This window comes from Streptomyces humidus (genome assembly GCF_014649655.1).
GTDB classification, from domain to species: domain Bacteria; phylum Actinomycetota; class Actinomycetes; order Streptomycetales; family Streptomycetaceae; genus Streptomyces; species Streptomyces humidus.
The window spans coordinates 237,018-263,715 of record NZ_BMTL01000006.1; the positions used below are offsets into that span (position 1 = coordinate 237,018).

24 protein-coding genes and 5 tRNA genes are annotated in these 26,698 nt (G+C 73.3%); 20 read left to right on the forward strand and 9 right to left on the reverse strand.

What is annotated here, in order from left to right; all coding sequences use genetic code 11:
* Positions 1-89: 89 nt before the first annotated feature.
* The 3 genes from IE239_RS09070 (at position 90) to IE239_RS09080 (ending at position 3,283) form a co-directional block, all read left to right on the forward strand.
* Complete coding sequence (locus IE239_RS09070) at positions 90-1,061, forward strand: aldo/keto reductase (protein WP_190148761.1); 972 nt, start codon at positions 90-92, stop codon at positions 1,059-1,061.
* 108 nt (positions 1,062-1,169) lie between these two features.
* A complete protein-coding gene (locus tag IE239_RS09075; protein WP_190148762.1) occupies positions 1,170-1,745 on the forward strand; it encodes a TetR/AcrR family transcriptional regulator in 576 nt (191 codons plus the stop codon).
* A 14-nt stretch (positions 1,746-1,759) separates the two neighbouring features.
* The gene (locus tag IE239_RS09080) at positions 1,760-3,283 is read left to right on the forward strand and encodes an MFS transporter (RefSeq protein WP_190148763.1); all 1,524 of its coding nucleotides are present in this window, start codon (positions 1,760-1,762) and stop codon (positions 3,281-3,283) included.
* Positions 3,284-3,567: 284 nt separating this feature from the next.
* Here the strand turns inward: IE239_RS09080 and IE239_RS09085 are convergent, their stop codons facing one another.
* Positions 3,568-4,239, reverse strand: a complete 672-nt coding sequence (locus IE239_RS09085) for a lysophospholipid acyltransferase family protein (protein ID WP_190148865.1) — start codon at positions 4,237-4,239, stop codon at positions 3,568-3,570.
* A gap of 700 nt (positions 4,240-4,939) precedes the next feature.
* Here IE239_RS09085 and IE239_RS09090 point away from each other — a divergent pair.
* From IE239_RS09090 to IE239_RS09100, 3 genes are all read left to right on the forward strand, one after another.
* Positions 4,940-6,130, forward strand: coding sequence for a glycerophosphodiester phosphodiesterase (locus IE239_RS09090; RefSeq protein WP_190148764.1), 1,191 nt, complete (start codon positions 4,940-4,942; stop codon positions 6,128-6,130).
* A 67-nt stretch (positions 6,131-6,197) separates the two neighbouring features.
* Complete coding sequence (locus IE239_RS09095; RefSeq protein WP_190148765.1) at positions 6,198-6,704, forward strand: RNA polymerase sigma factor; 507 nt, start codon at positions 6,198-6,200, stop codon at positions 6,702-6,704.
* 45 nt (positions 6,705-6,749) lie between these two features.
* Positions 6,750-7,247, forward strand: a complete 498-nt coding sequence (locus IE239_RS09100; protein WP_190148766.1) for a GNAT family N-acetyltransferase — start codon at positions 6,750-6,752, stop codon at positions 7,245-7,247.
* On the opposite strand, the gene IE239_RS09105 is transcribed toward IE239_RS09100, so the two are convergent.
* Positions 7,237-7,656: a hypothetical protein gene (locus IE239_RS09105; RefSeq protein WP_190148767.1), complete on the reverse strand. Its 420-nt coding sequence runs from the start codon at positions 7,654-7,656 to the stop codon at positions 7,237-7,239. The two genes, IE239_RS09100 and IE239_RS09105, sit on opposite strands and share 11 nt — an antisense overlap.
* Before the next feature lies 1 nt (position 7,657).
* Entirely contained in the window at positions 7,658-8,017 is a 360-nt protein-coding gene (locus IE239_RS09110) for a hypothetical protein (RefSeq protein WP_190148768.1), read from the reverse strand.
* A gap of 573 nt (positions 8,018-8,590) precedes the next feature.
* Between IE239_RS09110 and IE239_RS09115 the strand changes: the two genes are divergently transcribed.
* The 8 genes from IE239_RS09115 to IE239_RS09150 all read left to right on the forward strand — a co-directional run bounded on the left by IE239_RS09115 (position 8,591) and on the right by IE239_RS09150 (position 20,251).
* Positions 8,591-9,631, forward strand: coding sequence for a methionine ABC transporter ATP-binding protein (locus IE239_RS09115; RefSeq protein WP_190148769.1), 1,041 nt, complete (start codon positions 8,591-8,593; stop codon positions 9,629-9,631).
* On the forward strand, positions 9,628-10,365 hold the full coding sequence (locus IE239_RS09120) for a methionine ABC transporter permease (RefSeq protein ID WP_190148770.1): 738 nt from the start codon (positions 9,628-9,630) through the stop codon (positions 10,363-10,365). The genes IE239_RS09115 and IE239_RS09120 overlap by 4 nt, the downstream gene beginning before the upstream one ends.
* 77 nt (positions 10,366-10,442) lie before the next feature.
* Positions 10,443-11,276 carry a MetQ/NlpA family ABC transporter substrate-binding protein gene (locus IE239_RS09125; protein ID WP_190148771.1) on the forward strand — a complete coding sequence of 278 codons (834 nt, stop codon included), beginning with the start codon at positions 10,443-10,445 and terminating at the stop codon, positions 11,274-11,276.
* A 152-nt stretch (positions 11,277-11,428) separates the two neighbouring features.
* The gene (locus IE239_RS09130) at positions 11,429-12,067 is read left to right on the forward strand and encodes a GNAT family N-acetyltransferase (RefSeq protein ID WP_190148772.1); all 639 of its coding nucleotides are present in this window, start codon (positions 11,429-11,431) and stop codon (positions 12,065-12,067) included.
* Between the two features lie 89 nt (positions 12,068-12,156).
* A complete protein-coding gene (gene cbiE / locus IE239_RS09135; RefSeq protein ID WP_190148773.1) occupies positions 12,157-13,374 on the forward strand; it encodes a precorrin-6y C5,15-methyltransferase (decarboxylating) subunit CbiE in 1,218 nt (405 codons plus the stop codon).
* Between the two features lie 366 nt (positions 13,375-13,740).
* Positions 13,741-17,988 (forward strand): nicotinate-nucleotide--dimethylbenzimidazole phosphoribosyltransferase, encoded by a 4,248-nt coding sequence (gene cobT, locus IE239_RS09140; protein ID WP_190148774.1) that lies wholly within the window; start codon positions 13,741-13,743, stop codon positions 17,986-17,988.
* 148 nt (positions 17,989-18,136) lie between these two features.
* A complete protein-coding gene (gene cobA / locus IE239_RS09145; RefSeq protein ID WP_190148775.1) occupies positions 18,137-19,369 on the forward strand; it encodes a uroporphyrinogen-III C-methyltransferase in 1,233 nt (410 codons plus the stop codon).
* Between the two features lie 63 nt (positions 19,370-19,432).
* On the forward strand, positions 19,433-20,251 hold the full coding sequence (locus IE239_RS09150; RefSeq protein WP_190148776.1) for a TrmH family RNA methyltransferase: 819 nt from the start codon (positions 19,433-19,435) through the stop codon (positions 20,249-20,251).
* Positions 20,252-20,288: 37 nt separating this feature from the next.
* Here IE239_RS09150 and IE239_RS09155 read toward each other — a convergent pair whose 3' ends face one another.
* Positions 20,289-21,695: a serine/threonine-protein kinase gene (locus tag IE239_RS09155; RefSeq protein ID WP_190148777.1), complete on the reverse strand. Its 1,407-nt coding sequence runs from the start codon at positions 21,693-21,695 to the stop codon at positions 20,289-20,291.
* Between the two features lie 197 nt (positions 21,696-21,892).
* On the opposite strand from IE239_RS09155, the gene IE239_RS09160 reads away from it, so the two are divergent.
* The 4 genes from IE239_RS09160 (at position 21,893) to IE239_RS09175 (ending at position 24,079) form a co-directional block, all read left to right on the forward strand.
* The gene (locus tag IE239_RS09160; RefSeq protein ID WP_190148778.1) at positions 21,893-22,168 is read left to right on the forward strand and encodes a DUF8836 family protein; all 276 of its coding nucleotides are present in this window, start codon (positions 21,893-21,895) and stop codon (positions 22,166-22,168) included.
* Positions 22,169-22,365: 197 nt separating this feature from the next.
* Positions 22,366-22,560, forward strand: a complete 195-nt coding sequence (locus IE239_RS09165; protein WP_190148779.1) for a hypothetical protein — start codon at positions 22,366-22,368, stop codon at positions 22,558-22,560.
* Between the two features lie 205 nt (positions 22,561-22,765).
* Positions 22,766-23,701, forward strand: a complete 936-nt coding sequence (locus tag IE239_RS09170; protein WP_190148780.1) for a phosphotransferase enzyme family protein — start codon at positions 22,766-22,768, stop codon at positions 23,699-23,701.
* A gap of 81 nt (positions 23,702-23,782) precedes the next feature.
* Complete coding sequence (locus tag IE239_RS09175; protein WP_190148781.1) at positions 23,783-24,079, forward strand: TFIIB-type zinc ribbon-containing protein; 297 nt, start codon at positions 23,783-23,785, stop codon at positions 24,077-24,079.
* Between the two features lie 54 nt (positions 24,080-24,133).
* Here the strand turns inward: IE239_RS09175 and IE239_RS09180 are convergent.
* From IE239_RS09180 to IE239_RS09200, 5 genes are all read right to left on the reverse strand, one after another.
* A tRNA-Val gene (locus tag IE239_RS09180) sits at positions 24,134-24,205 on the reverse strand.
* Positions 24,206-24,239: 34 nt separating this feature from the next.
* Positions 24,240-24,311 (reverse strand) — tRNA-Val (locus IE239_RS09185).
* A 26-nt stretch (positions 24,312-24,337) separates the two neighbouring features.
* Positions 24,338-24,409: transfer RNA gene (locus IE239_RS09190), tRNA-Val, on the reverse strand.
* 1 nt (position 24,410) lies between these two features.
* Positions 24,411-24,484, reverse strand: a tRNA-Cys gene (locus tag IE239_RS09195).
* Between the two features lie 37 nt (positions 24,485-24,521).
* A tRNA-Gly gene (locus IE239_RS09200) sits at positions 24,522-24,594 on the reverse strand.
* 188 nt (positions 24,595-24,782) lie between these two features.
* Between IE239_RS09200 and IE239_RS09205 the strand changes: the two genes are divergently transcribed.
* A complete protein-coding gene (locus tag IE239_RS09205; protein ID WP_190148782.1) occupies positions 24,783-25,835 on the forward strand; it encodes a chorismate-binding protein in 1,053 nt (350 codons plus the stop codon).
* Entirely contained in the window at positions 25,832-26,653 is an 822-nt protein-coding gene (locus IE239_RS09210; protein WP_190148783.1) for an aminotransferase class IV, read from the forward strand. The genes IE239_RS09205 and IE239_RS09210 overlap by 4 nt, the downstream gene beginning before the upstream one ends.
* Positions 26,654-26,698 lie beyond the last annotated feature (45 nt).

Genomic DNA, 26,698 nt, shown 5'->3' on the forward strand with positions numbered 1-26,698 from the left:
GCCAAGGCCCGGCGTCGAGGCCGAGGTCGAGGCCGTCGCGGGTTACGTTGGTCGGGAGCCGAACCGGAGCCGACCCCACGGAGCCCGCGATGCCCTTCGCCCGCCTGGCCGCCGCAACGACCCCCACCTGCCACATCGGCTTCGGCCTCGCCGCCGTGGGCCGCCCCGGCTACATCACCCTCGGCCGCGACGAGGACCTCGGGGCGGACCGCGGCGTCGAGGCGCTGCGCGCCCGCACCCACGAACTCCTCGACGCGGCCTACGCCCAGGGCGTGCGCTACTTCGACGCGGCCCGCTCCTACGGCCGATCCGAGGAGTTCCTGGCCGGCTGGCTGAAGGCCAGGCCCGACGTCGACGACGTCGTCGTCGGCAGCAAGTGGGGCTACACCTACACCGCCGGCTGGACCACGGACGCGGAGAAGCACGAGGTCAAGGACCACGGTCTCGCCACGTACGAACGTCAGCGCGCCGAGACGGCCGAGCTGCTCGGCGACCGGCTCGACCTGTACCAGATCCACTCGGTGACCCCGGACAGTCCGGCCCTCACCGACAAGGAACTCCACGCGAAGCTGGCCGAGGCCGCCGCCCAGGGGGTCACCGTCGGCTTCTCGACCAGCGGCCCCGCCCAGGCCGCCGCCATCCGCGCCGCCCTGGCCGTGACGGTCGACGGCGAGCCCCTCTTCCGCACCGTCCAGTCGACGTACAACGCGCTGGAGACCTCGGCCGGCCCCGCCCTCGCGGAGGCCCACGACGCCGGACTCACGGTGATCGTGAAGGAGGGCATGGCCAACGGCCGTCTCGCCGGGCCCCACGCGCCGGACGTCCTGAAGGCGGTCGCCGCCGAGTCCTCCCTCGGGTGCGACGCCGTCGCCCTCGCTCTGGTCCTTCGCCGGCCCTGGGCCGGGGTCGTCCTCTCCGGCGCCGCGACCGCCGCCCAGCTCGCCTCCAACCTGCACGCGGCCGTCGTGGACCTGGACGACGACCAGCTGGACCGGCTCGCTGCCCTCGCCGAGGAGCCGCGCGCGTACTGGGAGCAGCGCGGCCGCCTGCCCTGGCACTGACGGACCTGGCCGATCGCGGCCGTCCGGGGCCGCCCGCCGACCCCGACATCGTGAGGCACGCATGCCTATGGTGAGACAAAGATGTCTCACTTGGGGTATTGTTGTCTCATGGCTGTCGATCGTGACCACGTGCTGCGCAGCGCAGCCGCCCTGTTGACCCGAAAATCCACCGCGACGATGGACGAGGTGGCCAAAGGGGCCGGCATCAGCCGTGCCACGCTGCACCGGCACTTCGCCGGACGCGACGCGCTCGTCCGCGCCCTGGAGGCTCTCGGGATCGCCGAGTGCGAGTCGGCCCTGGACGCGGCCCGCCTCGACGACGGCCCGGCGAGCGACGCCGTACGCCGGCTCGTCGTCGAGATCGAGTCCGCCAGCGGTCTGCTCGCCTTCCTCTACACCGAGAGCCAGCTGTTCGAGGGCGAGGAGCAGCACGAGGGCTGGACCCGGATCGACGACCGGATCTCCGCCCTCTTCCGGCGCGGTCAGCTCGGCGGCGAGTTCCGCATCGACCTCACGCCGGCCTGGCTCACCGAGGCCCTGTTCGGCCTGCTGGCCTCGGGAGCCTGGATGGTGCAGAGCGGCAAGGGCGCACCGAAGGACTTCCCGTACATGGTCGTCGAACTGCTGCTCGGCGGCGCACTGAGACATCCCGAACACGATCCCGGCCCACACGATCCCGCATGACGAAGAGAGGAACCATGACCAGCACCCTGCAGCCGACGACCACGACCGAGGCGGTGAGGCGCCCCGACCGTTGGCTCGCGCTCGCCGTCCTCGTGCTCGCCGTGCTGCTGGTGGCCGTCGACGCGACCGTCCTCGGCCTCGCGACCCCCTACATCAGCGAGGACCTCGCACCCTCCGGCACCCAGCTCCTGTGGATCGGGGACGTCTACTCGTTCGTCATCGCCGGTCTGCTCGTCTCGATGGGCAGCCTCGGCGACCGCATCGGCCGCAAGCGGATCCTGCTCGCCGGGGCCACCGCGTTCGGGCTGATATCGGTCCTCAACGCCTACGCGACGACCCCGGAGACGATGATCGCCGCCCGGGCCCTGCTCGGCGTGGCCGGCGCCACCCTGATGCCCGCGACCCTCGCCCTGATCCGCAACCTCTTCCACGACCCGCGCGAACGCAGCCTGGCGATCGGCATCTGGGGCGCGACGGCCTCCGCCGGCACCGCGGTCGGCCCCATCGTGGGCGGCTTGCTGCTCGAGCACTTCTGGTGGGGCTCGGTCTTCCTCATCAACGTGCCGGTGATGGCCGTCCTCGTCCTCGTCGGCATCAGGACGCTCCCCGAGTCCCGCACTCCCGACCCGGGCCCGTGGGACCTGCCGAGCGTGATCCTGTCGCTGGTCGGCATGATCGGCGTCGTGTACGCCGTCAAGGAGGCCGCGACCCACGGCCTCAGCTGGGCCTCGCTCGGCACGGGCCTGCTGGGCGTCACGGCACTGCTCGGCTTCGTCCGCCGTCAGCTGACCCTCCCGGCCCCGCTGCTGGACATGCGCCTGTTCCGCAACCGCGGCTTCAGCGGCGCGGTCCTGGCCGACCTGCTGACCGTCCTGGGCCTGTCCGGCCTGGTGTTCTTCCTCTCCCAGTACCTGCAACTCGTGCAGGGCCGTGCCCCGTTCGAGGCGGGGCTGGCCGAACTGCCCGCCGCGATCGGCGCGGTGGCGGCCGGCCTGGCAGCGGGCCGGGTCGCCCGCCGCTTCTCGGTGCGGGCCGCGGTCTGCGGCGGCCTCACGGCGATCGGCCTCGGCCTCGCGGCCCTGACGACGATCGGAGCGTCCACCGGCTATCCCGTGCTGGGAGCCATCCTGCTGGCGGTCGGCGTGGGCGCGGGCCTCTCCTTCACGGTGACCGCCGACGTCATCCTGGGCTCCGTCCCGAAGGACCAGGCGGGAGCGGCGTCCGCGGTGTCCGAGACGGCGTACGAACTCGGCGCGGCCCTGGGCATCGCCGTGCTCGGCTCGATCGTGACGGGCGTCTACCGCGACTTCCCGGCCCCTGCGGGCACCCCGCAAGGGGCGCACGAGTCGCTCGGGGGCGCGATGGAGGCGGCGGGACACATGCCGGCGGCCGCGGCCGGCGAGATGCTCACATCGGCACGCGAGGCGTTCGTCGACGGCCTGAGCGTGGCGTCCGGGGTGGGCGCGGCGGTCCTGCTGGCGACGGCGGCAGCGGCATGGGTCATGCTGCGGAACCAGCGCCTGGACAGCGGCTCCTGAGGATCGCGGGGGTGGCGGGAACGAGCGGCGGCAAGACCCCGTGCCCCTGAGGGGCGCGGGGTGCGGGACATGGCGAGAGGCGGCGGACGACCGCGGCCCTCAGGGGCGCGGGACTGCTCGACCGGCTCACGCGCACCCGCGCTCGCCGCTCGCGCGCAGCCCCGACCCCGGGCGTGGCTCCAGTCCCGGGGGCGCAGCACTCGAACCCGCTCCGGGGCGCAGCCACAGCCGCAACCGCCCGCCGGCGCCCGCGACCGACCACCCCCCGCCCGACCGGCGGAGGCCTACGCCGCCTTCGCCTTCGTGGCGTACATGTCCACGTACTCCTGCCCGGACAAGAGCATGACCTCGGTCATCACCGAGTCCGTCACGGCCCGCAGCACATAGCGGTCCCGGTCCATCCCGTCGTAACGGGAGAACTCCATCGCCTCACCGAACCGCACGGTGACCCGCCCCGGACGGGGCATCCCCGCGCCGCCCGGCTGCAGCTTGTCCGTGCCGATCATCGCGAAGGGGACGACCGGCGCACCGGTCATCAGCGTCAGCCGGGCGATGCCGGTGCGCCCCCGGTAGAGGCGGCCGTCGGGGGAGCGCGTCCCCTCGGGGTAGATGCCGAAGACCTTCCCCTCCTCCAGCACCCGACGGCCGGTCATCAGCGCTGCCACACCGCCGCGGCCGCCGTCGCGGTCCACCGGGATCATGCCGACCCCGGTGAAGAACCAGGCCATGAGACGGCCCTTCAGGCTCTTGCCGGTGACGTACTCGTCCTTGCCGATGAAAAAGACCTGCCGGTCGCACACGAGCGGCAGGATCATGGAGTCGATGAAGGTCAGGTGATTGCCCGCCAGAATGACGGGGCCGTCGCCGGGGATGTGCTCCGCGCCCTCGACCTGTGGGCGGAACATCAGGCGCATGACCGGTCCGAGCACTGCCTTGATGAGCGCGAAGCGGGACAACGGGCCCTCCGATGTCAAGGAAAACGGTATGAGTATGTGCAGGTGAGGACGATACTCGCGGCTGCGGGCCCGACGCACATCGGGTCACCCGGGTCTTACGCACTGTTGACGTACGTGCACCTGTACGGCCGAGCCGTCGTCCGTCCGTCATCCGGCCGGAACGACGGGGACACCGTCGTGACACCGGGTGTGCCGTGTCCGGCGCCGTCACGGTACTGCTGTGCATGCTCGACGTGCCGTGCCGTGCCGCGCCGTGCCGCGCCGTGCCGCGCCGTGCCGCGCCGTGCCGCGCCGTGCCGTGCCGTGCCGTGCCGCGCCGCGCCGCGCCGGTCCCGGTCCGCGGGGACCGCCGCCGCTTCGGCGTGGATCCGGACCCCGGGCGGCCGTGACCACCGGGGCCGTGACCACCCGGGCCGGCGGCCGGGAACGCCGTGTTCCGGGACCTCGTGGCCGGAACCGCCGAGGCCCGCACCGAACCGCGTTCCCCGGCGACCCGCGGCGAATCCGTCCGCTCCGGCGGATCGGACGATCCGTCACATCGCGGTACGCCAGGCTCCGCATCTGTCGTAGGGGACACCCGCTCCCGATGTACGGCAGGCGCCATCCACCGTCATCCGCGTGTTGGGGCCGCGGTCTCCCGACAGTCATGTCCACGCCCCTACGATCGGCCCGCACGGACGAGCCGACGGCAGGAGGCCCCATGGGCACGCAGGACACGCAGGAGCCGAACCAGCAGACGGGCGTGGGCGGAACCGGACGGCGGGCGCTCCTCGGCGCGGCCGTGCTCGGCACCGCCGGAGGCGTTCTCGGCCTGTCGGGCACGGCGAGAGCCGCCGAGGCGCGGACCGGCGCCGGTCACGGCGGCGGCCTGAAGAGCCTGCCGGTGCCGACGGTCATCGGCCACCGCGGCGCCAGCGGTTACCGCCCCGAGCACACCTTCGGCTCCTACCAGCTGGCGCTCGACCTGGGCGCCGACATCGTCGAGGCCGGCGACCTGGTCCCCACCAGGGACGGCCATCTCGTCTGCCGTCACGAGCCGGAGATCGGCGGCACGACGAACGTCGCCGACCACCCCGAGTTCGCCGCCCGCAGGACGACGAAGGTGCTCGACGGCGTCTCCACCACCGGCTGGTTCACCGAGGACTTCACGCTCGCCGAGCTGAAGAGACTGCGCGCGATCGAGCGCATCCCCGCCAACCGCCCCCACAACACGCTCTACAACGGGCGCTGGGAGATCCCCACCTTCGAGGAAGTCCTGAAGTGGCAGGACGAGCAGACCCGCAGGCGCGGCAAGCAGGTGTGGATCTACCCCGAGACCAAGCACCCCACCTACTTCCGCAAGCTCGGGCTGGGCCTCGAGGAGCGGGTCGCCAAGCTGCTGCACAAGCACGGCAAGGACCGGAAGAACTCGCCGGTCATCCTGCAGTCCTTCGAGCCCACCAGCATCCAGCGGCTCAACAAGCTGGTGGACAACCCCCTCGTCGTCCTCCTGTCCTCCGCCGGCTCCCGGCCCTGGGACTTCGTCGAGACGGGCGACCCGCGCACGGTCGCCGACCTGATCACCCGGGCCGGCCTGCGCGAGATCGCGGGCTACGCCCAGGGCATCGGCCCCACCCTCGACCTGGTCGTCCCGAAGGACGCGGCCGGCAACCTCACCGAGCCGACGACCCTGGTGAAGGACGCCCACGCGGTCGGCCTGGTCCTGCACCCCTACACCATGCGCAACGAGAACCCCTTCCTGCCCGCGGAATTCCGCAAGGGCACGGACGCGGACGCCTACGGCGACTCCTTCGGCGCGTTCCGCGCCTACTTCGCGACCGGCATCGACGGAGTGTTCACGGACAACCCGGACACCGGAGTGCTCGCCCGCGCCGACTTCGTCAACGGCTGAGTCCTCGTTGGGGTGACAGCAGGCCGCCCGGGCGACCGGATGCCCGGGCGGCCGCATCGTGGAGCGTATGACGCTCGACTTGCTCACCGCCCTGCGCCCGCTGCTCAGCGCGGAGGCCTCCGCCGAGGCCCCCGCCGCCGGCGCCGAGCCCAAAGACCTGGAACAGGCGGTCTGGCTCCGCCTCCTGGAACGCCTCGCCACCGACGGCCCGCCGCGCGACCCGCAGGACTGGCTGCGCCGCGCCGTGCGCGCCGAGGTCCGCCGCGCCCGCCGTACGGTCCGCCGCGAACAGCCCTTCGCGACCGAGCCGTCCGACGACGCCGAACGCGGTCCCGAGCACCGCGTCCTCACCGCCGCCCGCCACCGCGCCCTGCGGGAGGCCGTGCACCGCCTACCGGACCGCTGCTCCCGGCTGCTGCAGGCTCTGCTGTCACCGGAGGACCTCACCTACCGGGAGATCGCGGGGAAGTTGGGTATCTCACAGGGCAGTCTCGGACCGGAACGTTCCCGATGTCTGGAATGTCTGCGACGTTTGCTTCCGCCGGAGGTTGCGGCCCACGAAGTGCGGGGATAGGAGTGAGGGACCACAGGCGATCAGGTGAGCGGGAGGCGTGCGCACATGGGCATGAGCGTGACCATCTCGGTGGCGAGCGAGCAGGACACCGAGCAGATCTTCAGGTTGCAGTACCTGTGCTTCCAGAGCGAAGCCGCGCTGTACGGCAACTACCGCATCGCCCCGCTCGTCCAGACCCTGGCGTCGGTCCGGGAGGAACTGGCCACCGACTGCGTCTTCGTGGCCCGGCTGGGCGACGAGGTGGTCGGCTGCGTACGCGGCAACCTGACCGAGGACGGCGCCGCGGCCATCGGCAAACTCTGCGTCCACCCGCGTCTGCAGGGCCACGGCATCGGCGCCAGGCTGCTGCGCGCCGCCGAGTCGGCGCTCGTCGAGGAGCGCGGCGCCAAGAAGTTCCGCCTCTTCACCGGCCACCGCAGCGAGGGCAACCTCCGCCTCTACCGCCGGGTCGGCTACCGCACCGTCGGCACCTCCGAGGGCGCGGACGGCGTGCCGATGATCGTCCTGGAGAAGCAGGCGGGGGAGTACGCGGCTACCGCGTAGCGGCGGCCCGGGATCGCCGCAGCCAGTACAGGGCCGACAGCGGCAGCAGCACCGGGATGAACACGTATCCCATCCCGTACTGCGACCACACGGTCGAGTCGGGGAACGCCGACGGCTCGATCAGCGTCCAGGTGCCCACGACCAGCACGCCCGCGAGTTCGGCGGCGCAGCAGAACTGCGCCGCCCTACGGGCCGTCTCCCCGCCCCGTACCAGCGAGTACGTGATGAACCCGTACACCACGCCGGCCACCGCCGACAGCGCGTACGACAGCGGCGCCCGGTCGAACTCGGTCGCGATCTGGTACGCCGACCGGGACACCGCCCCGACCACCATCACGCCGTAGAACCACACCAGCAGCAGCCCGGGGCCGCCGATCAGCCGGGCCGGCTTCTCCTGCGTCACCGTCATCTCAGCCTCCCCAGATGTCGAAGAGCCGCACCTCGAGCACGGCGAGCACCACACCGGCCGCGGCGACCGTCACCGAACCCCAGCGGGTCCGCTCGGCCAGCGACATGAAGCCCGCCGTGGGAACGCACGCGAACGCCCCCAGCAGATACGCCACGAAGATCGTCGTCCCCTGCTCCGGCTTCCCGCCCCGCGCCAGCTGCACGATCCCGACCACCAGCTGGGCCACGGCCAGCAGTGAGACCACGGCCATCCCGATGAAGTGCCAGTCCTTCGTCGGCTGGTCACGGTAGGCGGCCCAGCCGCACCAGGCGGCGAGGAGCAACGCGGCGACGCCGGTCGCCAGCGTCAGGGCATCAAGCATGCAGCGACTTTATTACGCCGCGATCGGCCCCTCGCGGTCGGCCCCGCGGCCCGACGCGGGGCCGGCGTCCCAGGCGACCCGGAGCCCCCGGACGGCCCGCGCGCAGGCCCTCCTCGCGCCGGGCCCACGGATCCGACGCCATCTCCTGGCCCGCGACACGCCGGTCTCCTGGCCCGCGACCGACCTGCCCCGGACCACTGTCCACGGCTGTCCAGCATCCGGACACGAGGTCTCGGTCAGGACCGTACGTCTGCTTTACTGATGCACATGACCACGACGAGCAGCCGCATCCCTGCGACCGAGGCGACCATGACGCCCGGTGCTCGTTGTATGTGTCGAATGCGCGCCTTCTAGAGGGCCCCGCACCACCCCCTGGCCCGCGCCCCGAAGCGAGCCGCCGTGGCAGATCCGTACGCCGCATGCCGGACGTACCTGATCCGAGCCGCGCCCCGCGCACGGACTTTTCTCCCGGTCTCCCGCCATGGCGAGAACCGTGTCGCGCCCTGACAGCCTGCATCCCGTGCGCCCGGGCACCCCCACGCCCGCGCACTCGACAGTGACGGAAACCCCCTCGTGATCACCACCACCGGCCTGAGCAAGGTCTACCGCTCGCGCGGCCGCGAGGTCACCGCCCTCGACGGCGTCGACCTGCACGTCCGCGAAGGCGAGGTGTACGGCGTCATCGGCCGCTCAGGCGCCGGCAAGTCCTCGCTCATCCGCTGCGTCAACCTCCTGGAGCGCCCCACGGCCGGCACGGTCACCGTCGCCGGGCAGGACCTCACCGCGCTCGCCGGACGCGGACCACGCGCGAGCAAGGAGCTGCGGCAGGCGCGCAGCCGGATCGGCATGGTCTTCCAGCACTTCAACCTGTTGTCCACGCGGACCGTGCAGGACAACGTGGAGCTGCCCCTGGAGATCCTCGGCCTCTCAGGGAAGGAACGTTCCGCCAAAGCGTTGGGGCTGCTCGACCTGGTCGGCCTCGCCGACAAGGCGAGGTCCTACCCCGCCCAGCTCTCCGGCGGTCAGAAGCAGCGCGTCGGCATCGCCCGCGCCCTGGCCGGCGACCCGAAGGTCCTCCTCTCCGACGAGGCCACCAGCGCACTCGACCCGGAGACCACCCGCTCCGTCCTCCAGCTGCTGCGCGACCTCAACCGGCAGCTGGGCCTGACGGTCCTGCTCATCACCCACGAGATGGACGTCGTCAAGTCGGTCTGTGACTCCGCCGCGCTCATGGACGACGGCCGCATCGTCGAGTCCGGCACGGTCGGCGAGCTGCTGGCCACCCCCGGCTCCCGACTGGCCGCCGCGCTCTTCCCGGTCGGCGGCGAGGCCACCGACGACGACCGCACCGTCGTCGACGTCACCTTCCACGGCGAGGCCGCGACCCAGCCGGTCGTCTCCCGGCTGTCGCGCACCTACAACATCGACATCTCGATCCTCGGCGCCGCCGTCGACACCGTCGGCGGACTCCAGATCGGCCGCATGCGCATCGAGCTGCCCGGACGCTACGAGGACAACGTCGTGCCCATCGGCTTCCTGCGCGAACAGGGCCTGCAGATCGACGTCGTGGACACGGCGAACACGCCCGTCCTGCTGAAGGAGGGCGCCAAGTGACCTGGTCCGAGATGCAGCCCCTGCTGTCCCAGGCCTGTGGGGACACCCTCTACATGGTCGGCTGGTCCACGCTCGTCGCCGTCGTCGGCGGTCTCCCGCTCGGTGTGCTGCTGGTCCTGACCGACCGCGGCGGCCTGTTGCAGAACGCCGTCGCCAACAAGGTGATCGGGCAGGCCGTGAACATCGCCCGCTCGATGCCCTTCATCATCCTGATGGTCGCGCTGATGGACTTCACCCGCACCGTCACCGGGACGACCATCGGCCGCGAGGCCGCGATCGTGCCCCTCGCCATCGGTGCCATCCCGTTCTTCGCGCGCCTGGTCGAGACGGCTGTCCGCGAAGTGGACGGCGGACTCGTCGAGGCCGTCCAGGCGATGGGCGGCACCGCCTGGACCGTCGTGCGCAAGGTCCTCGTCCCGGAGTCCCTGCCCTCCCTCATCGCCGGCACGACCACCACGATCGTCGCGCTCATCGGCTACTCCGCCATGGCCGGCACGGTCGGCGCCGGCGGCCTCGGCGACATCGCCGTCCGCTACGGCTACCAGCGCTTCGAGACCGAGCTGATGTGGATCACGGTCGCGATCCTCGCCGTCGTCATCGCGCTCATCCAGTTCACCGGCGACTGCGCGGCCCGCTCACTGCACCGCCGCGGCGGCCGCTCCGGCCCCGCGCCGAAGCTGCGCCTGCTCAAGGCGAAGGAGCCCGCGGCCCCCGACGTCGGCAAGGCCGCCTGATCCCGGCCCGGGCCGCTCCCGAGACTCCCCGCACCACCCGAAGCGGGGCGCACCACCCTTCAGGAAAGGCACTTTTCGTGCGTACCACCACCAAGATCACCACCGCCGTCCTCGCCGCCGGAGCCCTCACCCTCGGACTCGGCGGCTGCGGCTCGGACAAGGCGTCCGGCGGCGACGCGAACGCCACGCTCACGGTCGCCGCGACCCCCACCCCGCAGGGCGAGATCCTCACCTACGTCAAGGACCACCTCGCGGCGAAGGCCGGCCTCAAGCTCGAGGTCAAGGAGTTCACGGACTACGTGACGCCCGACACGGCCGTCCAGCAGGGCGAGGTCGACGCCAACTACTTCCAGCACCAGCCGTACCTGGACGACTTCAACAAGAAGAACGGCACCGACATCGTCGCCGTGCCCGGCGCCACGGTGCACCTGGAGCCGCTCGGCCTGTACGCGAAGAGCGTCAAGAAGCTCGCGGACCTCGGCAACGGCGCCACGATCGCCCTGCCGAACGACACCACCAACGAGGCCCGCGCGCTCAAGCTGCTGGAGGCCCACGGAGTCATCCGGCTCAGGGCGGGAGCCGGCTACGACGCGACACCCAAGGACGTCGCGTCCAACCCCGGGAACCTGAAGTTCAAGGAGCTGGAGGCCGCCCAGCTGCCCCGCTCCCTCGGCGACGTCGACGCGGCCGTCATCAACGGCAACTACGCGCTGGAGGCCAAGCTCAGCCCGGCCAGAGACGCCCTCGTCGCGGAGTCCGCCAAGGGCAACCCGTACGCCAACTTCCTCGCCGTGAAGAAGGGCCACGAGGACGACCCGCGCGTGGTGAAGCTCGCCCGGCTGCTCACCTCGCCCGAGGTCAGGAAGTTCATCGCCGACAAGTACGACGGCGCCGTCGTCGCGGCGTTCTGACCTTCGCCGACGACGCCCGTGCACGGGGTCCGCGCCTCCGACCGGCGTGGACCCCGTGGTGTGGTTCCGTGCCGCATGCTGCATGCTGGGCAGTTCAGCGGGCCCTGACGGGTCGGCAGGTTCACGAGGCCCCGAAGGTTACGGAGCGGCGCATGACGAGCACCTTCCCCACCATCTCCATCAGCACGGAGCGGTTGGGCCTGCGCCCCCTCGACGAGGACGACGTGCCCGCCCTGGCCGACATGATGAACGACGAGCAGGTCACGGCCTGGACCGCCGTGCCGCAGCCCTACGACGAGGCGGCCGCCCGCCGCTGGATCACCGAGCACACCCCCGCCGAACGCACCTCGGGCCGCGGCCTCGACCTCGCCGTCACCGAGTTCCTCACCCAGCGCCTGGTCGGCGTCGTCCAGCTCTCCAAGACCAACTGGCACGTCCGCTCCACCGAGCTGTCGTACATCATCGCCCCCTGGGCGCGCGGCGAGGGCTACGCCTCCGAGGCGGCGCTGGCCACCGCCCAGTGGCTGTTCACCGACCAGAAGTTCGAACGCATCGAGCTGCGCACGGCCGCCGGCAACACCGCCTCCCAGCAGGTCGCCCAGAAGATCGGATGCATCAGCGAGGGCGTGCTGCGCGGCGCCTGCATAGCGCGCGTCCGCGCCGAGGACGGCACGTGGAGCGAGGTGCGCACCGACTACATCGTGTGGAGTCTCCTCCCGGAGGACCTGGACGGCGGCGGCGAGCACTTCGCGGAGAGCGGCGGTTTCACCTCGTACACCGACTGGAACTGACGCCGGACAGCCGCCGTCCCCCGGACGCCCCGACCAGGTACCCTCACGGAGCCCGCTGCCTGCGTGAACCCCGGGGGAGACTGACGACGATGGCCGACCGCGTCACCGTGATCGGCTGGGACGGTTCGCCGCTGACCGCCGCGGCCCGCTCCGCTCTGGGCGCCGCCACCCTGGTGGCCGGAGCCGCCCACCATCTGAGGCTGCCCGAGGTGCCGCCCGCCGCGGAACGCATCCCGCTCGGCAGCGTCGCCCTCGCCGCCCCCCGCATCGCCGGCCACCGCGGCACCGCGGTCGTCATCGCCGACGGCGACCCGGGCTTCTTCGGCGTCGTCAGGGCCCTGCGCGCACCCGAGTTCGGCCTGGAGGTCGAGGTCGTCCCCGCCGTCTCCGCCGTGGCCGCCGCCTTCGCCCGGGCCGGCATGCCCTGGGACGACGCCCAGGTCGTCGTCGCCCACCGGCGCACCCTGCGCCGCGCGGTGAACGTCTGCCGGGCCCACCCCAAGGTCGCCGTCCTCACCTCCCCGGGCGCCGGCCCCGCCGAGCTCGGCCTGCTGCTGGAGGGCGTGCACCGCACCTTCGTGGTCTGCGAGGAGCTCGGCACCGACCGGGAGCAGGTCAGCGTCGTCACCTCGGACAAGGCCGCCGACCACAGCTGGCGCGACCCCAATGTCGTCATCGTCATCGGCGGCCCCACCGGTCCGGTCGTCTCCGGCGACGGCGGCTGGATCGCCGGCCGGGACCCCGGCGCCGGCCCGCGCGGCTGGGCGCTGCCCGCCGAGGCGTACGAGGGCGGGCTCGGCGAGGGGGAGGCCCCGCTGCTGCGCGCCGCCCAACTCGCCCGGCTGGGCCCGCGCGTGGGCGACCTCGTCTGGGACATCGGCTGCGGCAGCGGCGCGTTCGCGACCGAGGCCGCCCGGGCGGGCGCCGCCGTCATCGCCGTCGACCGGGACCTGGAGGCCTGCGCCCGCACGGACGCCGCGGCGCGCCGCCACGGCGTCCAGCTCCAGATCGTCCACGGGGGCGCCCCGCACGTCCTGGAGAACCTGCCCGAACCGGACGTCGTCCGGGTCGGCGGCGGGGGAGCGCCCGTGGTCTCCGCCGTCGTCGACCGCCGCCCGCAGCGCATCGTCACCCACGCGGCGACCCGGGACGCGGCCGAACGCGTGGGCCGCGACCTCTCCGAGCACGGCTACGGCGTCGAGTGTGCCCTCGTCCAGTCCGTCGAACTCGACACGCGGGCCTGGACGGAGACGGAGCGGAGCGTCGCGTTCCTGCTCACCGGGGTTCTCGGCGACCGCCGGCCGTGACCGGGTCCGCCCTCCCCGTGATCCTGTTGTCGTACCGCGCGCGGTAGGCTGGCCGATCGTCGTACCGCTTCCGTTCGCCCGGCGCTTCGTCGGTCAATGTCCGGAAAACACATCCCTTTTGGGCTGCGTGTGGTACGTCAGAACCGGAGGACGCGCAACGTGGCGCAGTCCACAGCGGAGCCTCGCCGATCAAGCTGTCGCGAGGCGACGACGGCCGGGACAATGCCACTGAATGGCTTTGTCGCTTTTTCGGGCGGGTCGTTCGTGCCGCTGGGCACGGACGCTCGTTCTTCACTACGGAGCGGTCGGTGCGCCGCTCCGGGTGAGCCGGCCGCAGAAGCACTAACCGATGGGCGAGGGGTACGCATGACCGACACCGGCCAGGTCCCGGGCGAGGGACTGCCGGAGAGCGCAGGCATGGTGGAGCAGCCGGGCGTCCCCGCGCACGGTGCGTACACCTACCTCTCCGAGACCACCGCCGAGGACGAAGACCTGTTGCTGCTGCCGGGTGCCCAGAGCGCGTGGGGCAACGAGGTGGCCCCGCCCGCGCCGGAACCGGTGGTCGAGGCGGTCCACGAACCGGGGCCGCACGAGACGGCCGGCCGTGACAGCGGTTCGGTCGACCTCAACGGCGTCCGTCTGCCCGGCCCGTCGGCGCCCCAGGCGACCCCGCGCCGCCCCCTGCACCTCGGCCCCCCGATCCCCGACGCCTCCGCCAGCCCGGTCCGCTCGCTCGCCGACCGCGGTCCCGCGGGCGTGCCGCCGCGTCAGCCCGGTCCGCAGGCGACCGGCCCCGAGTACCTGGACGTACCGCACCTGCGGGACATGCCCCCGCAGGGCGCGTCTCCCTGGGGCGCCGCACAGGCCACGGCCCGGGTGACGGCGCCGGTCCCGGCGCAGGTCGCTTCGGGGGGGACGGCTGGGGAAACGGTTGCCCCCGCAGCGGTCGCGCAGACGCAGCAGGCCGAGCCGGTGAGCGCCGCCCAGGCGGTGGTGGCCCGCGTCGCTACCGAGGCGATCGCGGCGACCGCCCCGCAGGAGGCCCCGGACTCGGAGGCCCCGGAGGCCCGTGAGCCCGAGGAGCCGGTGGAGCCCGAGGCCGTGAGTGAGTCCCGGGTCGGCCGGGGCTACGGAGTCGTCGACCCCGGTGAGCTGCTCGGCGCCGCGATGATGGCGGAGGCCAGGGAGGAGCCCGCCGACGACCAGACGGCGGACAACCCCGTGGCCGCCGTCGAGCAGCCGGTCGAAGAGGAAAGGGCGCCGGAGACCGCGGACGGCCCCGAAGCTGCGCCCGCCGAACAGGCGGCCGTCGCCGGGGAAGCCGCACAGCCGGTCCCGCCCGCCCAGCCCGCTGAGCCGGTCGCCACCGACGTAGCCGATGCGGTCGAGGAGGCAGCGGCGGCGGAGACCGCCGTGCCCGACCCGGCAGAGGCCGCCGTGGCCCACCCGGCCGTGGCGGACCCGGCCGTCGCCGACGCGGGCGGGACGGCGGCGAGCCCCACCGAGGGGTTCCAGGAGCCGCAGGAGTCCCAGGAGTCCGCTGCGGCCCCCGGCGACCCGTCGGCGCAGGGGCCGCAGGCCTCCGCGACCGCCGAGGCGCCCGGGACCGACGCGGCGCTCGTTCCCGAACCCGCCGGCACCCCCGGGCCTGCTCCCGTGACCGAGGCCGCTCCCGTGACCCAGGCCGCTCCCGTGACCGAGGTCGCGTCGGCCGTCGAGCCGCCGTCGGACCCGACCCCTGAAGCGCCGGAGCCGGCGGCGTCCGCGGAGGAGACGCCTGCCGGCCAGGTCCTCGAGGTCCCCGGGCCCGAGGCCGTCCCCGGGCCCGCAGTCTCCGTCCCCACCCCGGAAGCCGACGCCCTCGCGCCCGCCGTGACACCGGGGGACGCGGCGATCGTCGTCGAGCCGGACGCCGAGGCACAGGCGGAACCCGTCGCCGAACCGGCGGTCCAGGGGGCCTCCGGCATCGAGCAGGCTCCGGGCCCGGAAACGGGCCCGGAATCGGGGCCGGAGCTGTCGGCCGAGGCCGTGGACGCGGCCCCCGCGGCCACCGTCCGCCCCGTCCAGATGGCGGACTCCGCATCCCACACCCCGGACATCGACGCCTCCGCCCCTGACGCGTCCCCCGCGCCGGAGCCCGAGGCCTCCGCCGCGGCCCCCGCGGGCCCCGTCCAGCAGCAGCCCGAGGCCGTCCGCGTCCAGTCCCCGGCAGAGGCGGCCCAGCCCGCGCAGCCGGCGCAGGACACGGCGGACACGGCAGAGGCGCCGCAGGCCTCCGGACCCGCCGAGCCGCCTGTCGAGGCGGTTCCCGCGCCCTCCGCCGTCCACGAAGGCGACCTGCCCCACGCGGCGGACGCGCCGCCCGCCGAGCACCCGGAGCCCGTCCAGCCCGCGGCGGCCGCTCCCGCCTCGCAAGCCGACGAGCCCGACGCCGGACTCCCGCACGGCGCTGTCCCCCAGGCTCTCCCGTCGGACCGGCCGACGTCGCTCCACCCCGGGCCGGACCAGCCGCAGGGCCGGGCCGTGCCGGTCGAGGGCATGGCCACCGCCGAGCACCTCGCCCCGACCCCGACGCACGCCGTCGTCGCCCCCACGCCGGAGCAGCCGGCCCCCGAGCAGCCGGCCCCCGAGCAGCCGGCCCCCGAGCAGGCGGCCCCCGAGCAGACCGCGCAGGCGCAGCCCGTCCAGCCCGCGGCGGCCGCCGTCCAGGTCCCCGCCCCTCGCCGCGCCGATCCCCTCCCGGGACCGGCCACCGCCGACGTGGAGCACGAGACCGGCGTCGTCCGCGACGTCGCTCAGAGCCCGGAGGACCTGCCGACCGGGGCCGCCGACCAGGAAGAGAGCCCGGCCGCCGCAGTGGAAGCAGCGCGAGAGTCCACCGGCCCGGCCGCCCCCGCCTACGACGACGCGGAGCGCGAGGCCGTCCTGAAGGTGATGCGCGAGCGCCGGGACATCCGCAACGGTTTCCGGAGCGACCCCATCCCGCACGAGGTGCTGCTGCGCGTCCTGGAGGCCGCACACACCGCGCCCTCCGTCGGCCACTCGCAGCCCTGGGACTTCGTCGTCATCCGCTCGGCCGACACCCGGCGCGCGATGCACGAGCTGGCGACGCGTCAGCGTGACGCCTACGCGAAGTCCCTGCCCAAGGGCCGGGCCAAGCAGTTCAAGGAACTGAAGATCGAGGCCATCCTCGACACCCCGGTGAACATCGTGGTCACCGCCGACCCGACCCGCGGCGGCCGGCACACCCTCGGCCGTCACACCCAGCCGCAGATGGCGCCGTACTCCTCCGCGCTCGCGGTCGAGAACCTCTGGCTCGCCGCGCGCGCCGAAGGCCTCGGCGTCGGCTGGGTCAGCTTCTTCGACGAGCGGGAGATGGTCCGCGCGCTGGGCCTGCCTGAGCACCTCGAAGTGGTCGCCTACCTCTGCGTCGGCTACGTCGACGAGTTCCCGGACGAGCCCGAGCTGATGCAGGCGGGCTGGGCCAAGCGCCGCCCGCTGTCCTGGGTCGTCCACGAGGAGACGTACGGCCGTCGCGCGCTGCCCGGCGAGGACCCGCACGACCTGCTCGCCGAGACCGTCGCCAGTGTCCGCCCGCTCGACGCCAAGGCGCTCGGCGAGGCCTGGGAGCGGCAGAAGCGGATGACCAAGCCGGCCGGCGCGCTCGGCATGCTGGAGATCATCTCCGCCCAGCTGTCCGGCCTGTCCCGGCAGTGCCCGCCGCCGATCCCGGAGCCCGCGGCCGTCGCGATCTTCGCCGGGGACCACGGCGTGCACGCCCAGGGCGTCACCCCGTGGCCGCAGGAGGTGACGGCCCAGATGGTCGCCAACTTCCTGGGCGGGGGAGCGGTCTGCAACGCCTTCGCCGCCCAGGTCGGCGCGGAGGTCTGTGTGGTGGACGTCGGCGTCGCGGCCGATCTGCCCGGCACCCCCGGCCTGCTGCCCCGCAAGATCCGGGCGGGCACGTCCGACATGACCACCGGCCCCGCAATGACCCGCGAGGAGGCCAGGCAGGCCATCGAGGTCGGCATCGAGACGGCCCGCGACCTGGTGGCGGCCGGCAACAAGGCGCTGCTCACCGGTGAGATGGGCATCGCGAACACCACGGCGTCGGCCGCCCTCATCTCGGTCTTCACCGGCGCGGACCCGGCCGAGGTCACCGGCCGGGGCACCGGGATCAACGACGAGACCCTCGCCCGCAAGACCGAGGTCGTCCGCCGCGCTCTGGAGTTCCACCGGCCGGACCCGGCCGATCCGATCGGCGTCCTCGCCGCGGTCGGCGGCTTCGAACACGCGGCGATGGTCGGCCTGCTGCTGGGCGGCGCCTCCCTGCGCACGCCCGTGATCCTGGACGGCGTCAGCGCCGGCGCGGCGGCCCTGGTCGCCCGCGCGATCGCCCCCGAGGTGCTCGCGGCGTGCATCGCGGGCCACCGCAGCGCGGAGCCCGGCCATGTGGCGGCCCTCAACAAGCTGGGGCTGCGCCCCCTGGTCGACCTGGACCTGCGTCTCGGCGAGGGCACGGGCGCGCTGCTCGCTCTGCCGCTGGTGCAGAGCACGGCCCGCGCCATGCACGAGGTCGCGACGTTCGACTCGGCGGGTGTGACCGAGAAGTAGAACCTGCTCCGAGGCCGGGCGGCATGCCCTTGTGCTGCCCCCGGCCCCGCCGCATGCTGAACCCGTCTCTAAAATGCGCACGTCAGGGCCGCTCCAGAGCCGCAGCGCCCGTCCACTGCTCTCTGCCCGTACGAGGAGCCGCACCCTCATGGCCGAACACCCCGCCTACCCCGTAGGCCTCCGTCTCGCCGGCCGCAGGGTCGTCGTCCTCGGCGGCGGCCAGGTCGCCCAGCGCCGGCTGCCCGCCCTGATCGCGGCGGGTGCGGACGTGCACCTCGTGTCACCCGAGGCGACTCCGTCCGTCGAGGCGATGGCGGACGCGGGTGAGCTGGTCTGGTCGAAGCGCGCCTACGCCGAGGGCGACCTCGCCGCGGCCTGGTACGCCCTGATCGCCACCAGCGACCCGGTCGCCAACCGGCAGGCCTCCGCCGAGGCGGAGGCCTGCCGTGTGTGGTGCGTGCGCTCCGACGACGCCGACGCCGCCACCGCCTGGACCCCGGCGACCGGCCACAGCGAGGGCGTCACGATCGCCGTCCTCACCACGGACGCCCGCGGCCGCGACCCGCGCCACACGGCGGCCGTCCGCGACGCCGTCGTCGAAGGTCTGCGCGACGGCACCCTCGTGGCTCCCCACTTCCGCACCCGGACCCCGGGCGTCGCCCTCGTCGGCGGCGGACCCGGCGACCCGGACCTGATCACGGTCCGCGGCCGCCGCCTCCTCGCCGAGGCGGACGTCGTGATCGCCGACCGGCTCGGCCCGCGCGACCTCCTCGCCGAGCTCCCGCCGCACGTCGAGGTGATCGACGCGGCGAAGATCCCCTACGGCCGCTACATGGCCCAGGAGGCCATCAACAACGCGCTCATCGAGCACGCCAGGCAGGGCAAGTCGGTCGTCCGCCTCAAGGGCGGCGACCCGTACGTCTTCGGCCGCGGCATGGAGGAGCTCCAGGCGCTCGCCGAGGCGGGCATCGCCTGCACGGTGGTCCCCGGCATCTCCAGCTCGATCTCGGTCCCGGGCGCGGCCGGCATCCCGGTCACGCACCGCGGGGTCGCCCATGAGTTCACCGTGGTCAGCGGGCATGTCGCCCCCGACGACGACCGCTCCCTGGTCGACTGGCCGTCCCTCGCGAAGCTCACCGGCACACTGGTGGTCCTGATGGGCGTCGACAAGATAGGGAAGATCGCCGAGACGCTCGTCGCGCACGGCAAGTCGCCCGACACCCCGGTCGCCCTGGTCCAGGAGGGCACGACGGCCGCCCAGCGGCGCGTGGACGCGACCCTCGCGACGGTCGCCGAGACGGTCCGTGTCCAGGAGGTCAGGCCGCCGGCGGTGATCGTCATCGGGGCCGTCGTCGCCGTCAACTCGCCGACCATTGAGTAACCGGCGGTAACCTGACCGATCCGAGCCGTTGGCACCACACCCAGGACAAGGCAGTATCACCCTGTGGCCGATCTCATCACCGTTGACGACCCCGACGACCCGCGCCTGCGCGACTACACCGGCCTGACCGACGTCGAGCTGCGCCGCAGGCGCGAGCCCGCCGAGGGCCTGTTCATCGCCGAGGGCGAGAAGGTCATCCGCCGGGCCAAGGACGCCGGGTACGAGATGCGCTCGATGCTGCTCTCCGCCAAGTGGGTCGACGTCATGCGCGACGTCATCGACGAACTCCCGGCGCCGGTCTACGCCGTCAGCCCGGAGCTCGCCGAGCGGGTCACCGGTTACCACGTCCACCGCGGTGCGCTGGCCTCCATGCAGCGCAAGCCGCTGCCCGCCGCCGCCGAACTCCTGCAGACCGCCCGTCGCGTCGTCGTCATGGAGTCGGTCAACGACCACACGAACATCGGCGCGATCTTCCGCTCGGCGGCCGCCCTCGGCATGGACGCCGTGCTGCTCTCCCCGGACTGCGCCGACCCTCTCTACCGCCGCAGCGTGAAGGTGTCGATGGGCGCGGTCTTCTCGGTCCCGTACGCCCGGCTCGACAGCTGGCCCAAGAGCCTGGACTCGGTCCGCGAGGCGGGCTTCGCCCTCCTCGCCCTCACCCCGGACGAGAAGGCCCGCAGCCTCGACGAGGCAGCCCCGCACCGTATGGACCGGGTGGCCCTCATGCTCGGCGCGGAGGGCGACGGCCTCTCCACCCAGGCGCTCGTCGCCGCCGACGAATGGGTCCGCATCCCCATGTCCCACGGCGTCGACTCGCTCAACGTGGGCGCGGCGGCGGCGGTCGCCTTCTACGCGGTGGCGACGGGCCGGCCCCTTCCGTAGGGCCTCCTCGTCGGATCCGGCAGGACGCCGCCCCCGGTCAGCCCTCGAGCGGGCCTGCCCCGTCCGGTCGGCTCGGCACGGCCCCGCCGCCCGGCCCGTCCGGTGCCGGGCGCACATGCTCCTGCCGGTGCCGGACGACGCCGTCGTTCACGCCGAGTCCGCGAGCGGGCCCCTCACAGCCCTGGACGACGGCGATGCCGAGCGCCACGAACAGCGTCACCACGACGAACACGAAGAGCCGCTGGCGCAGCAGCCGCGGGTTGGCGGGCCGCCGCCAGGATCCGTTGGTTCTCGGCCCCGGCCGACCGGCCCCGCCGCGCGGCACGGGTCTTCCGCCGTTGCCGGGACGGGTGTTGCGGGCGCCGGGAGCGGGACCGGCGCCGGACCGCGCCGACGGCGAACCGCCGCCCCGGGAGGGGCTCCCCCCACGAGCGGACGCGCCGCCGCGCGAGGGGACCGGGCCGCGCGAGGAGGGCGACCCGCCCCGCGGCGGCGGAGTGACGGGCCCGCCCTGGTGGCGAAGCGTGCGCTCCGAGTGGCCGGTGTCCGAGAGCCGCCCGGTGGGACGGTCCGCCTCGGCGGCCCGCGGCCCCGGAGGCCGCGCGTCCGCGAGGCCCTGCGCCTCACGGGTGGCGATCTCCTTCAGGCGCAGGGAGAGATCGAGGGTGCTGGGCCGTTCCTCGGGATCCTTCGCCAGGCAGGCCCGCACCAGCGGCGCCAACGCGTCCGGCACCCCGTGCAGCTGCGGCTCCTCGTGCACCACGCGATACAGCATGACCTCGGAACTGCCGTGCCCGAAGGGCGAGTCGGCGGTCGAGGCGTAGGCGAGCGTGGCGCCGAGCGAGAACACGTCGGTGGCCGGGGTGACCAGAGCCCCCCGCACCTGCTCCGGCGCCAGGAACCCGGGCGAGCCGACCGCCGTGCCGACATGCGTCAGGGTCGATGCCCCCGTCGCCCAGGCGATGCCGAAGTCGATGATCCGAGGGCCCTTGGGGGAGAGCAGGATGTTGGACGGCTTCAGGTCCCGGTGGACGACCCCGGCCTCGTGAACGGCGACGAGCCCCTCCGACAGCGCGGCCCCGATGGAGGCGAGCTCGGCGGCCCCGAGCGGCCCCTCGTCGTTGACCTTGTCGTGCAGGGAGGGCCCGGGCACGTACTGGGTGGCGAACCACGGCCGGTCGGCGTCCAGATCCGCCGCGACCAGCCGAGCCGTGCACCCGCCCCGGATCCGCCGGGCTGCCGACACCTCCCGCGCGAACCGCGAGCGGAACTCCTGGTCCTCTGCCAGATCGGGTCTGATCACCTTCAGCGCGACCCGCTGACCCTTCTTGTCGGATCCCAGGTAGACGACGCCCATGCCGCCCGCGCCGAGCCGTCGGTGAAGCCTGAACGAGCCGACGACACGCGGGTCCTCGCGCCTCAGGCGCATCATCGCCATGTTCATCCCCGCTGCCCGGTCCGTTTGACGTGGCACAGCTTACGTTTCCACGGCCGTTCGCGCGCAGAGGCCGCGCCCTCCGGTCCCCATCGATTGTCAGTGCCCGGTGGGAGAATTGAAGGGTGGTCAGGGGTCCTGCGAGGAGGCGCGCATTGGCGGATCGCTGATCTCAACCCGGCTGGCGCAGAAGGGGGATTGAACCCGTGAAGGGTGACCGCGTGGAGATAGTCGTCGACGCCGGCGACACGACCCGGACGTACGAGGTGACGGCGAGCAGGGCGGGCCGCCGCGTGGAGACGGCGGTGCGCCGAGGGGTGGTGGAAGTGAGCGAAGTCACGCGAAACGGCACCCCGGTGCGGACGGCCCGTTTCATGGCGAACAGGGTGCTCGCCCTGGTCGAACACCCGGTCCCCCGAGAGGAGAGCTCGGACATACCGGCCCGGAGCGGGCACCCCTTCCGGGAAGACCCCGAGACGTAGGCCCCGGTCTCCACCCAGGGGAGTACTCCGCAGGTCACGGCTCATCCTCCGGGAGGCCCGGCAATCGGTACGAAGGCATGACGTGCGGCGAACGCCGTCCGCCTAGATTTGAGGTCAAGCGGCGGGTGCAGCACTCGTCCCCCGAGGTCAGACACCCGCCGCTGTCAACGACAACCGACCAGGTCAGGAGAGGGACCATGGCCCTCACGGCACCGCGGACGCTGATCCGCACACCGGGGCGCGGCACGCGCCCCCGTCGCACGGGCCGTCGCCACCCCGCGGTGGCGACGCTGATGGCCCTTCCCCTGGCGGTCCTGCTCCTCGTCGTCTTCGACGGCTGGGAGACAGTGGCCACACAGGCGTCGTCCGTGGGAGTGATGCTGGGGCGCTGAGCGGCGACCCCAGGCCCGGAAGAGCGGTCCGGGCGGGGACATCCACCCATGAAACCCCGTGGGGACGGGGGTGCGGCGGACGGCAAGAAATGCAGGCGCAGCTGGGGAGCTGCGCCTGCATTGCTTTTCCCGGCGGCCCGGCCGGCCGTCGTCGCGGCTGCGTACCCTCACGGGAAGACCCGCACGCCGCAGCTCCGGGAGCCCCGTGACCGACCGTCCCCTGCTCGCCGATCTCGCCCGCCGTGCCGGAGCCCGCGCGCACCGGGCCGGCACGGCCTGCTCCTGTGGCGCGGCCACCCTCGCCGACCGCCCCGACGCCGTCGTCGTCCGGCACGCCGCCACCGTCGCCAAGGCGCACGCCCCCGGCACCGGCCCGGCCGCTCTCGCCTCCCGCCTCGCCGTCGCCGCCGGCCTCCCCGACGTCCTGCTCCCCCCGCTCGCGGCGACCCCGGCCGAGCTGCACGGTCGCCTCGTGACCTTCTGGCCGTACGGCTCCCCGGTCGACCCGGACGATCCGGACGCCGCTCCCTGGGAGGCCGCCGGAGCACTGCTCGCCCGTCTTCACCGGGTCCCCGCCCCGGCCGGCCTGCCGCCGATGCGCGGGCCCGCCAAAGCCGCCCACGCCGTGGCGCGCCTGGCCGCCGCCGGGTCGCATCCCGCGGTCGCGGCCGTTCTGGGCGCCTGGCGGGCGCTGCCCGCCTGGGCGCGCGCCGAGGCCCCGATGCCCGAGCCGGGCGCCGTCTGTCACGGCGACCTACACCTCGGCCAGCTCGTCCGTCATCCCGCTCCGGACGGCCCCTGGCGGCTGATCGACGTCGACGATCTGGGCGTCGGCGTCCCGGCCTGGGACCTCGCCCGCCCGGCCGCCTGGTACGCCTGCGGACTGCTCCCGCCGGACGAGTGGACCCGCTTCCTGGACGCCTACCGCGCCGGAGGCGGCCCCGCCGTCCCCGGATCCGGGGACCCGTGGCCCGCCCTCGACGCCCCGGCGCGCGCACTCACCGTACAGACGGCTGCACGCACCGTCACCAAGTCGGCGGCGCTGGGCAGGCCGTTGGACGAGATCGAGCAGTGCCTGGTCGACGCCTGTGCCCGAATGGGAGCCGTCCCGCCGCAGTTGGCGTCGGACCGGGCGAAGTAGGGTGCAACCGACCGCAGCCGGACAGTGTCTGTCCTGGCGGTAGGCGAAAGAGCACCGACCGGCGAGGAGTTGAGCCGAATCATGCAGTGCCCGAAGTGTCACGCTCAGATGCACACGTACAACCGCAACGGCGTCCAGATCGAACAGTGCAGCAACTGCCGGGGGATCTTCCTCGACTACGGCGAGCTGGAGGCGCTCACCCGCGTCGAGTCCCAGTGGTCCCAGCCCGCGCCGCCGCCCCCGGCCGCTCCGCAGGCGTACCCGTCGGCCCCGGCCGCGCCCGCCTGGGGCGCCCCGCACGGCGGCGGTCACCACGGGGGCCACTACGGCGGCCACCACCGTCACAAGAGCTTCGGTCACATGCTGTTCTCCAGCTGAACCGGCGCATGCGAGAGCCCCCGGCCGCGACGGCGGCAGGGGGCTCTCGGTGTGTGGACGATACTGGGATTGAACCAGTGACCTCTTCCGTGTCAGGGAAGCGCTCTCCCGCTGAGCTAATCGTCCTCGGGAACACGGCCCGAAGGCCGTGTGCACTGCGTGCGCGATACTGGGATTGAACCAGTGACCTCTTCCGTGTCAGGGAAGCGCTCTCCCGCTGAGCTAATCGCGCGGGTTCGGATCGTCGAGCAGATCCAGTGGACGATACTGGGATTGAACCAGTGACCTCTTCCGTGTCAGGGAAGCGCTCTCCCGCTGAGCTAATCGTCCTTGGAGGTGGAGACGGGATTTGAACCCGTGTAGACGGCTTTGCAGGCCGTTGCCTCGCCTCTCGGCCACTCCACCAGGAGTGTAGGGGCCGGGAAGACCCCTTGTTCCTTCGAGCGGACGACGAGGCTCGAACTCGCGACCTCAACCTTGGCAAGGTTGCGCTCTACCAACTGAGCTACGTCCGCTTGTCGTTTCGTTCCGCTCTCACGGCCCGGCGACGAGTTGAACTCTAGCGGATTCCCGGGCCAGTACAAAAACGCGTTTGTGCAGCGTGCTGCGCTGTGCCTGCCTGCGGACCTGGTCAGGCCCCCCGGCCGGGACATCCGGGACATGCGAGGACCGCCTCCGGACGGCCCGGCCTAGACTCGGCAGCGTGCCCGACCTCCCTCCCCTCGCCCGCTTCGGCGGCCGCGTCGCCACCGGCCTCCTCGACGTGACCGGCGATCCTTCGGCCCTGGACTCCAGCGGGTTCTGGGCCGTCGCGGCGGACTTCGAGGGCCGCCTGACCTGTGCCCGCTTCGCCGACGTGCGCGAGGAACCCGTGCCCGCCCCCGTGCCGGGGGCCTGGCGGGGGCCCGCGGCCGGTGACTGGACGTCCTCCCTCGACCGTGCCGCTTACATCGCGGGCGTGCGGCGGATACGCGAGCACATCGCGGCCGGCGAGGTCTACCAGGCCAACCTGTGCCGCGTCCTGACCGCGCCCGTGCCGCCCGACGCCGACGTGGACGCGCTGACCGCGTTGCTGGCCAGGGGCAACCCGGCGCCGTACGCAGGAACGATTCGCCTCCCCGCGCACGGCGTGGAGACGGCCACTGCGTCTCCCGAGCTGTTCCTGCGCCGCGACGGCCGGGTCGTCGAGTCGGGGCCCATCAAGGGGACCGGGCGCACCGAGGCGGACCTCCTCGCCAAGGACTACGCCGAGAACGTGATGATCGTCGACCTGGTCCGCAACGACATCGGCCGCGTGTGCGCCACCGGCAGCGTGAGCGTCCCCGACCTGTGCGCCGTCGAGAAGCACCCCGGGCTGGTCCATCTCGTGTCCACGGTCCGCGGCGAACTGCGCGAGGACGCCGGCTGGCCCGAACTGTTCGACGCCGCCTTCCCGCCCGGCTCGGTCACCGGAGCCCCCAAGTCCAGCGCCCTGCGCATCATCGACGCGCTGGAGACGGCGCCGCGCGGCCCGTACTGCGGCGCCGTCGGCTGGGTCGACGCCGACCGGGGCACGGCCGAGCTGGCCGTCGGGATCCGCACCTTCTGGATCGAGCGGTCCGCCGGGAGCGGCGCCGTGCTGAGGTTCGGCACCGGCGCGGGCATCACCTGGGGTTCCGACCCCGAGGCCGAGTGGGAGGAGACCGAGCTGAAGGCGTCCCGACTGCTCGCTGTAGCGTCGGGAGCGTACGGGGTGAGTGAAGGGACGCTTACGTGAAGATATGGCTCGACGGCGGGCTGCAGGACAGCGACGCCGCCCGTGTCTCCGTCTTCGACCACGGGCTGACCGTGGGCGACGGCATCTTCGAGACGATGAAGGCGATGGACGGCGCGGCCTTCGCGCTCACCCGCCACCTCGACCGGCTGACCCGCTCCGCGCGCGGCCTCGGCCTGCCCGACCCCGACCACGACGAGGTCCGCCGCGCCTGCGCCGCCGTCCTCGAAGCCAACCCCGTGCCGCTCGGCCGGCTGCGCGTCACCTACACCGGCGGCCGGGCCCCCCTCGGCTCCGAGCGCGGCGAACACGGCGCCACCCTCGTCGTCGCCCTCGGCGAGACCACGCGGCGCGCCGACTCCACGGCCGTCGTCACGGTCCCCTGGACCCGCAACGAACGCGGCGCGCTCACCGGGCTCAAGACCACCTCGTACGGCGAGAACGTCGTCGCCCTGGCCCGCGCCCACCGGCACGGCGCCACCGAGGCGCTGTTCGGCAACACGGTCGGGCGGCTCTGCGAGGGCACCGGCTCCAACGTCTTCGTCGTCCTGGACGGCGAGATCCACACCCCGCCGCTCGCTTCCGGCTGCCTCGCGGGCATCACGCGCGAGCTGACCGTCGAGTGGACCGGCGCCCAGGAGACCGACCTGTCGCTGGACGTGCTGGAGCACGCCGACGAGGTCTTCCTCACGTCCACCCTGCGCGACGTCCAGGCCGTCCACCGCGTCGACGACCGTGAACTGCCGGGCGCACCCGGACCGGTGACGGCCAAGGCGATGCGGATCTTCGCCGAGCGGAGTGCGGACGACCTCGACCCCTGAGCGACGGCGGACCGGGTCCGTGGGAGATCGGGTCCGTGGGAGCCG

Coding starts and splice junctions, on each gene's coding strand:
- IE239_RS09070 (WP_190148761.1), top strand. CDS start 90: ATGCCCTTCGCCCGCCTGGCCGCCGCAACGACCCCCACCTGCCACATC.
- IE239_RS09075 (WP_190148762.1), top strand. CDS start 1,170: ATGGCTGTCGATCGTGACCACGTGCTGCGCAGCGCAGCCGCCCTGTTG.
- IE239_RS09080 (WP_190148763.1), top strand. CDS start 1,760: ATGACCAGCACCCTGCAGCCGACGACCACGACCGAGGCGGTGAGGCGC.
- IE239_RS09090 (WP_190148764.1), top strand. CDS start 4,940: ATGGGCACGCAGGACACGCAGGAGCCGAACCAGCAGACGGGCGTGGGC.
- IE239_RS09095 (WP_190148765.1), top strand. CDS start 6,198: ATGACGCTCGACTTGCTCACCGCCCTGCGCCCGCTGCTCAGCGCGGAG.
- IE239_RS09100 (WP_190148766.1), top strand. CDS start 6,750: ATGGGCATGAGCGTGACCATCTCGGTGGCGAGCGAGCAGGACACCGAG.
- IE239_RS09105 (WP_190148767.1), bottom strand. CDS start 7,656: ATGACGGTGACGCAGGAGAAGCCGGCCCGGCTGATCGGCGGCCCCGGG.
- IE239_RS09110 (WP_190148768.1), bottom strand. CDS start 8,017: ATGCTTGATGCCCTGACGCTGGCGACCGGCGTCGCCGCGTTGCTCCTC.
- IE239_RS09130 (WP_190148772.1), top strand. CDS start 11,429: ATGACGAGCACCTTCCCCACCATCTCCATCAGCACGGAGCGGTTGGGC.
- cbiE (WP_190148773.1), top strand. CDS start 12,157: ATGGCCGACCGCGTCACCGTGATCGGCTGGGACGGTTCGCCGCTGACC.
- cobT (WP_190148774.1), top strand. CDS start 13,741: ATGACCGACACCGGCCAGGTCCCGGGCGAGGGACTGCCGGAGAGCGCA.
- cobA (WP_190148775.1), top strand. CDS start 18,137: ATGGCCGAACACCCCGCCTACCCCGTAGGCCTCCGTCTCGCCGGCCGC.
- IE239_RS09155 (WP_190148777.1), bottom strand. CDS start 21,695: ATGAACATGGCGATGATGCGCCTGAGGCGCGAGGACCCGCGTGTCGTC.
- IE239_RS09165 (WP_190148779.1), top strand. CDS start 22,366: ATGGCCCTCACGGCACCGCGGACGCTGATCCGCACACCGGGGCGCGGC.
- IE239_RS09175 (WP_190148781.1), top strand. CDS start 23,783: ATGCAGTGCCCGAAGTGTCACGCTCAGATGCACACGTACAACCGCAAC.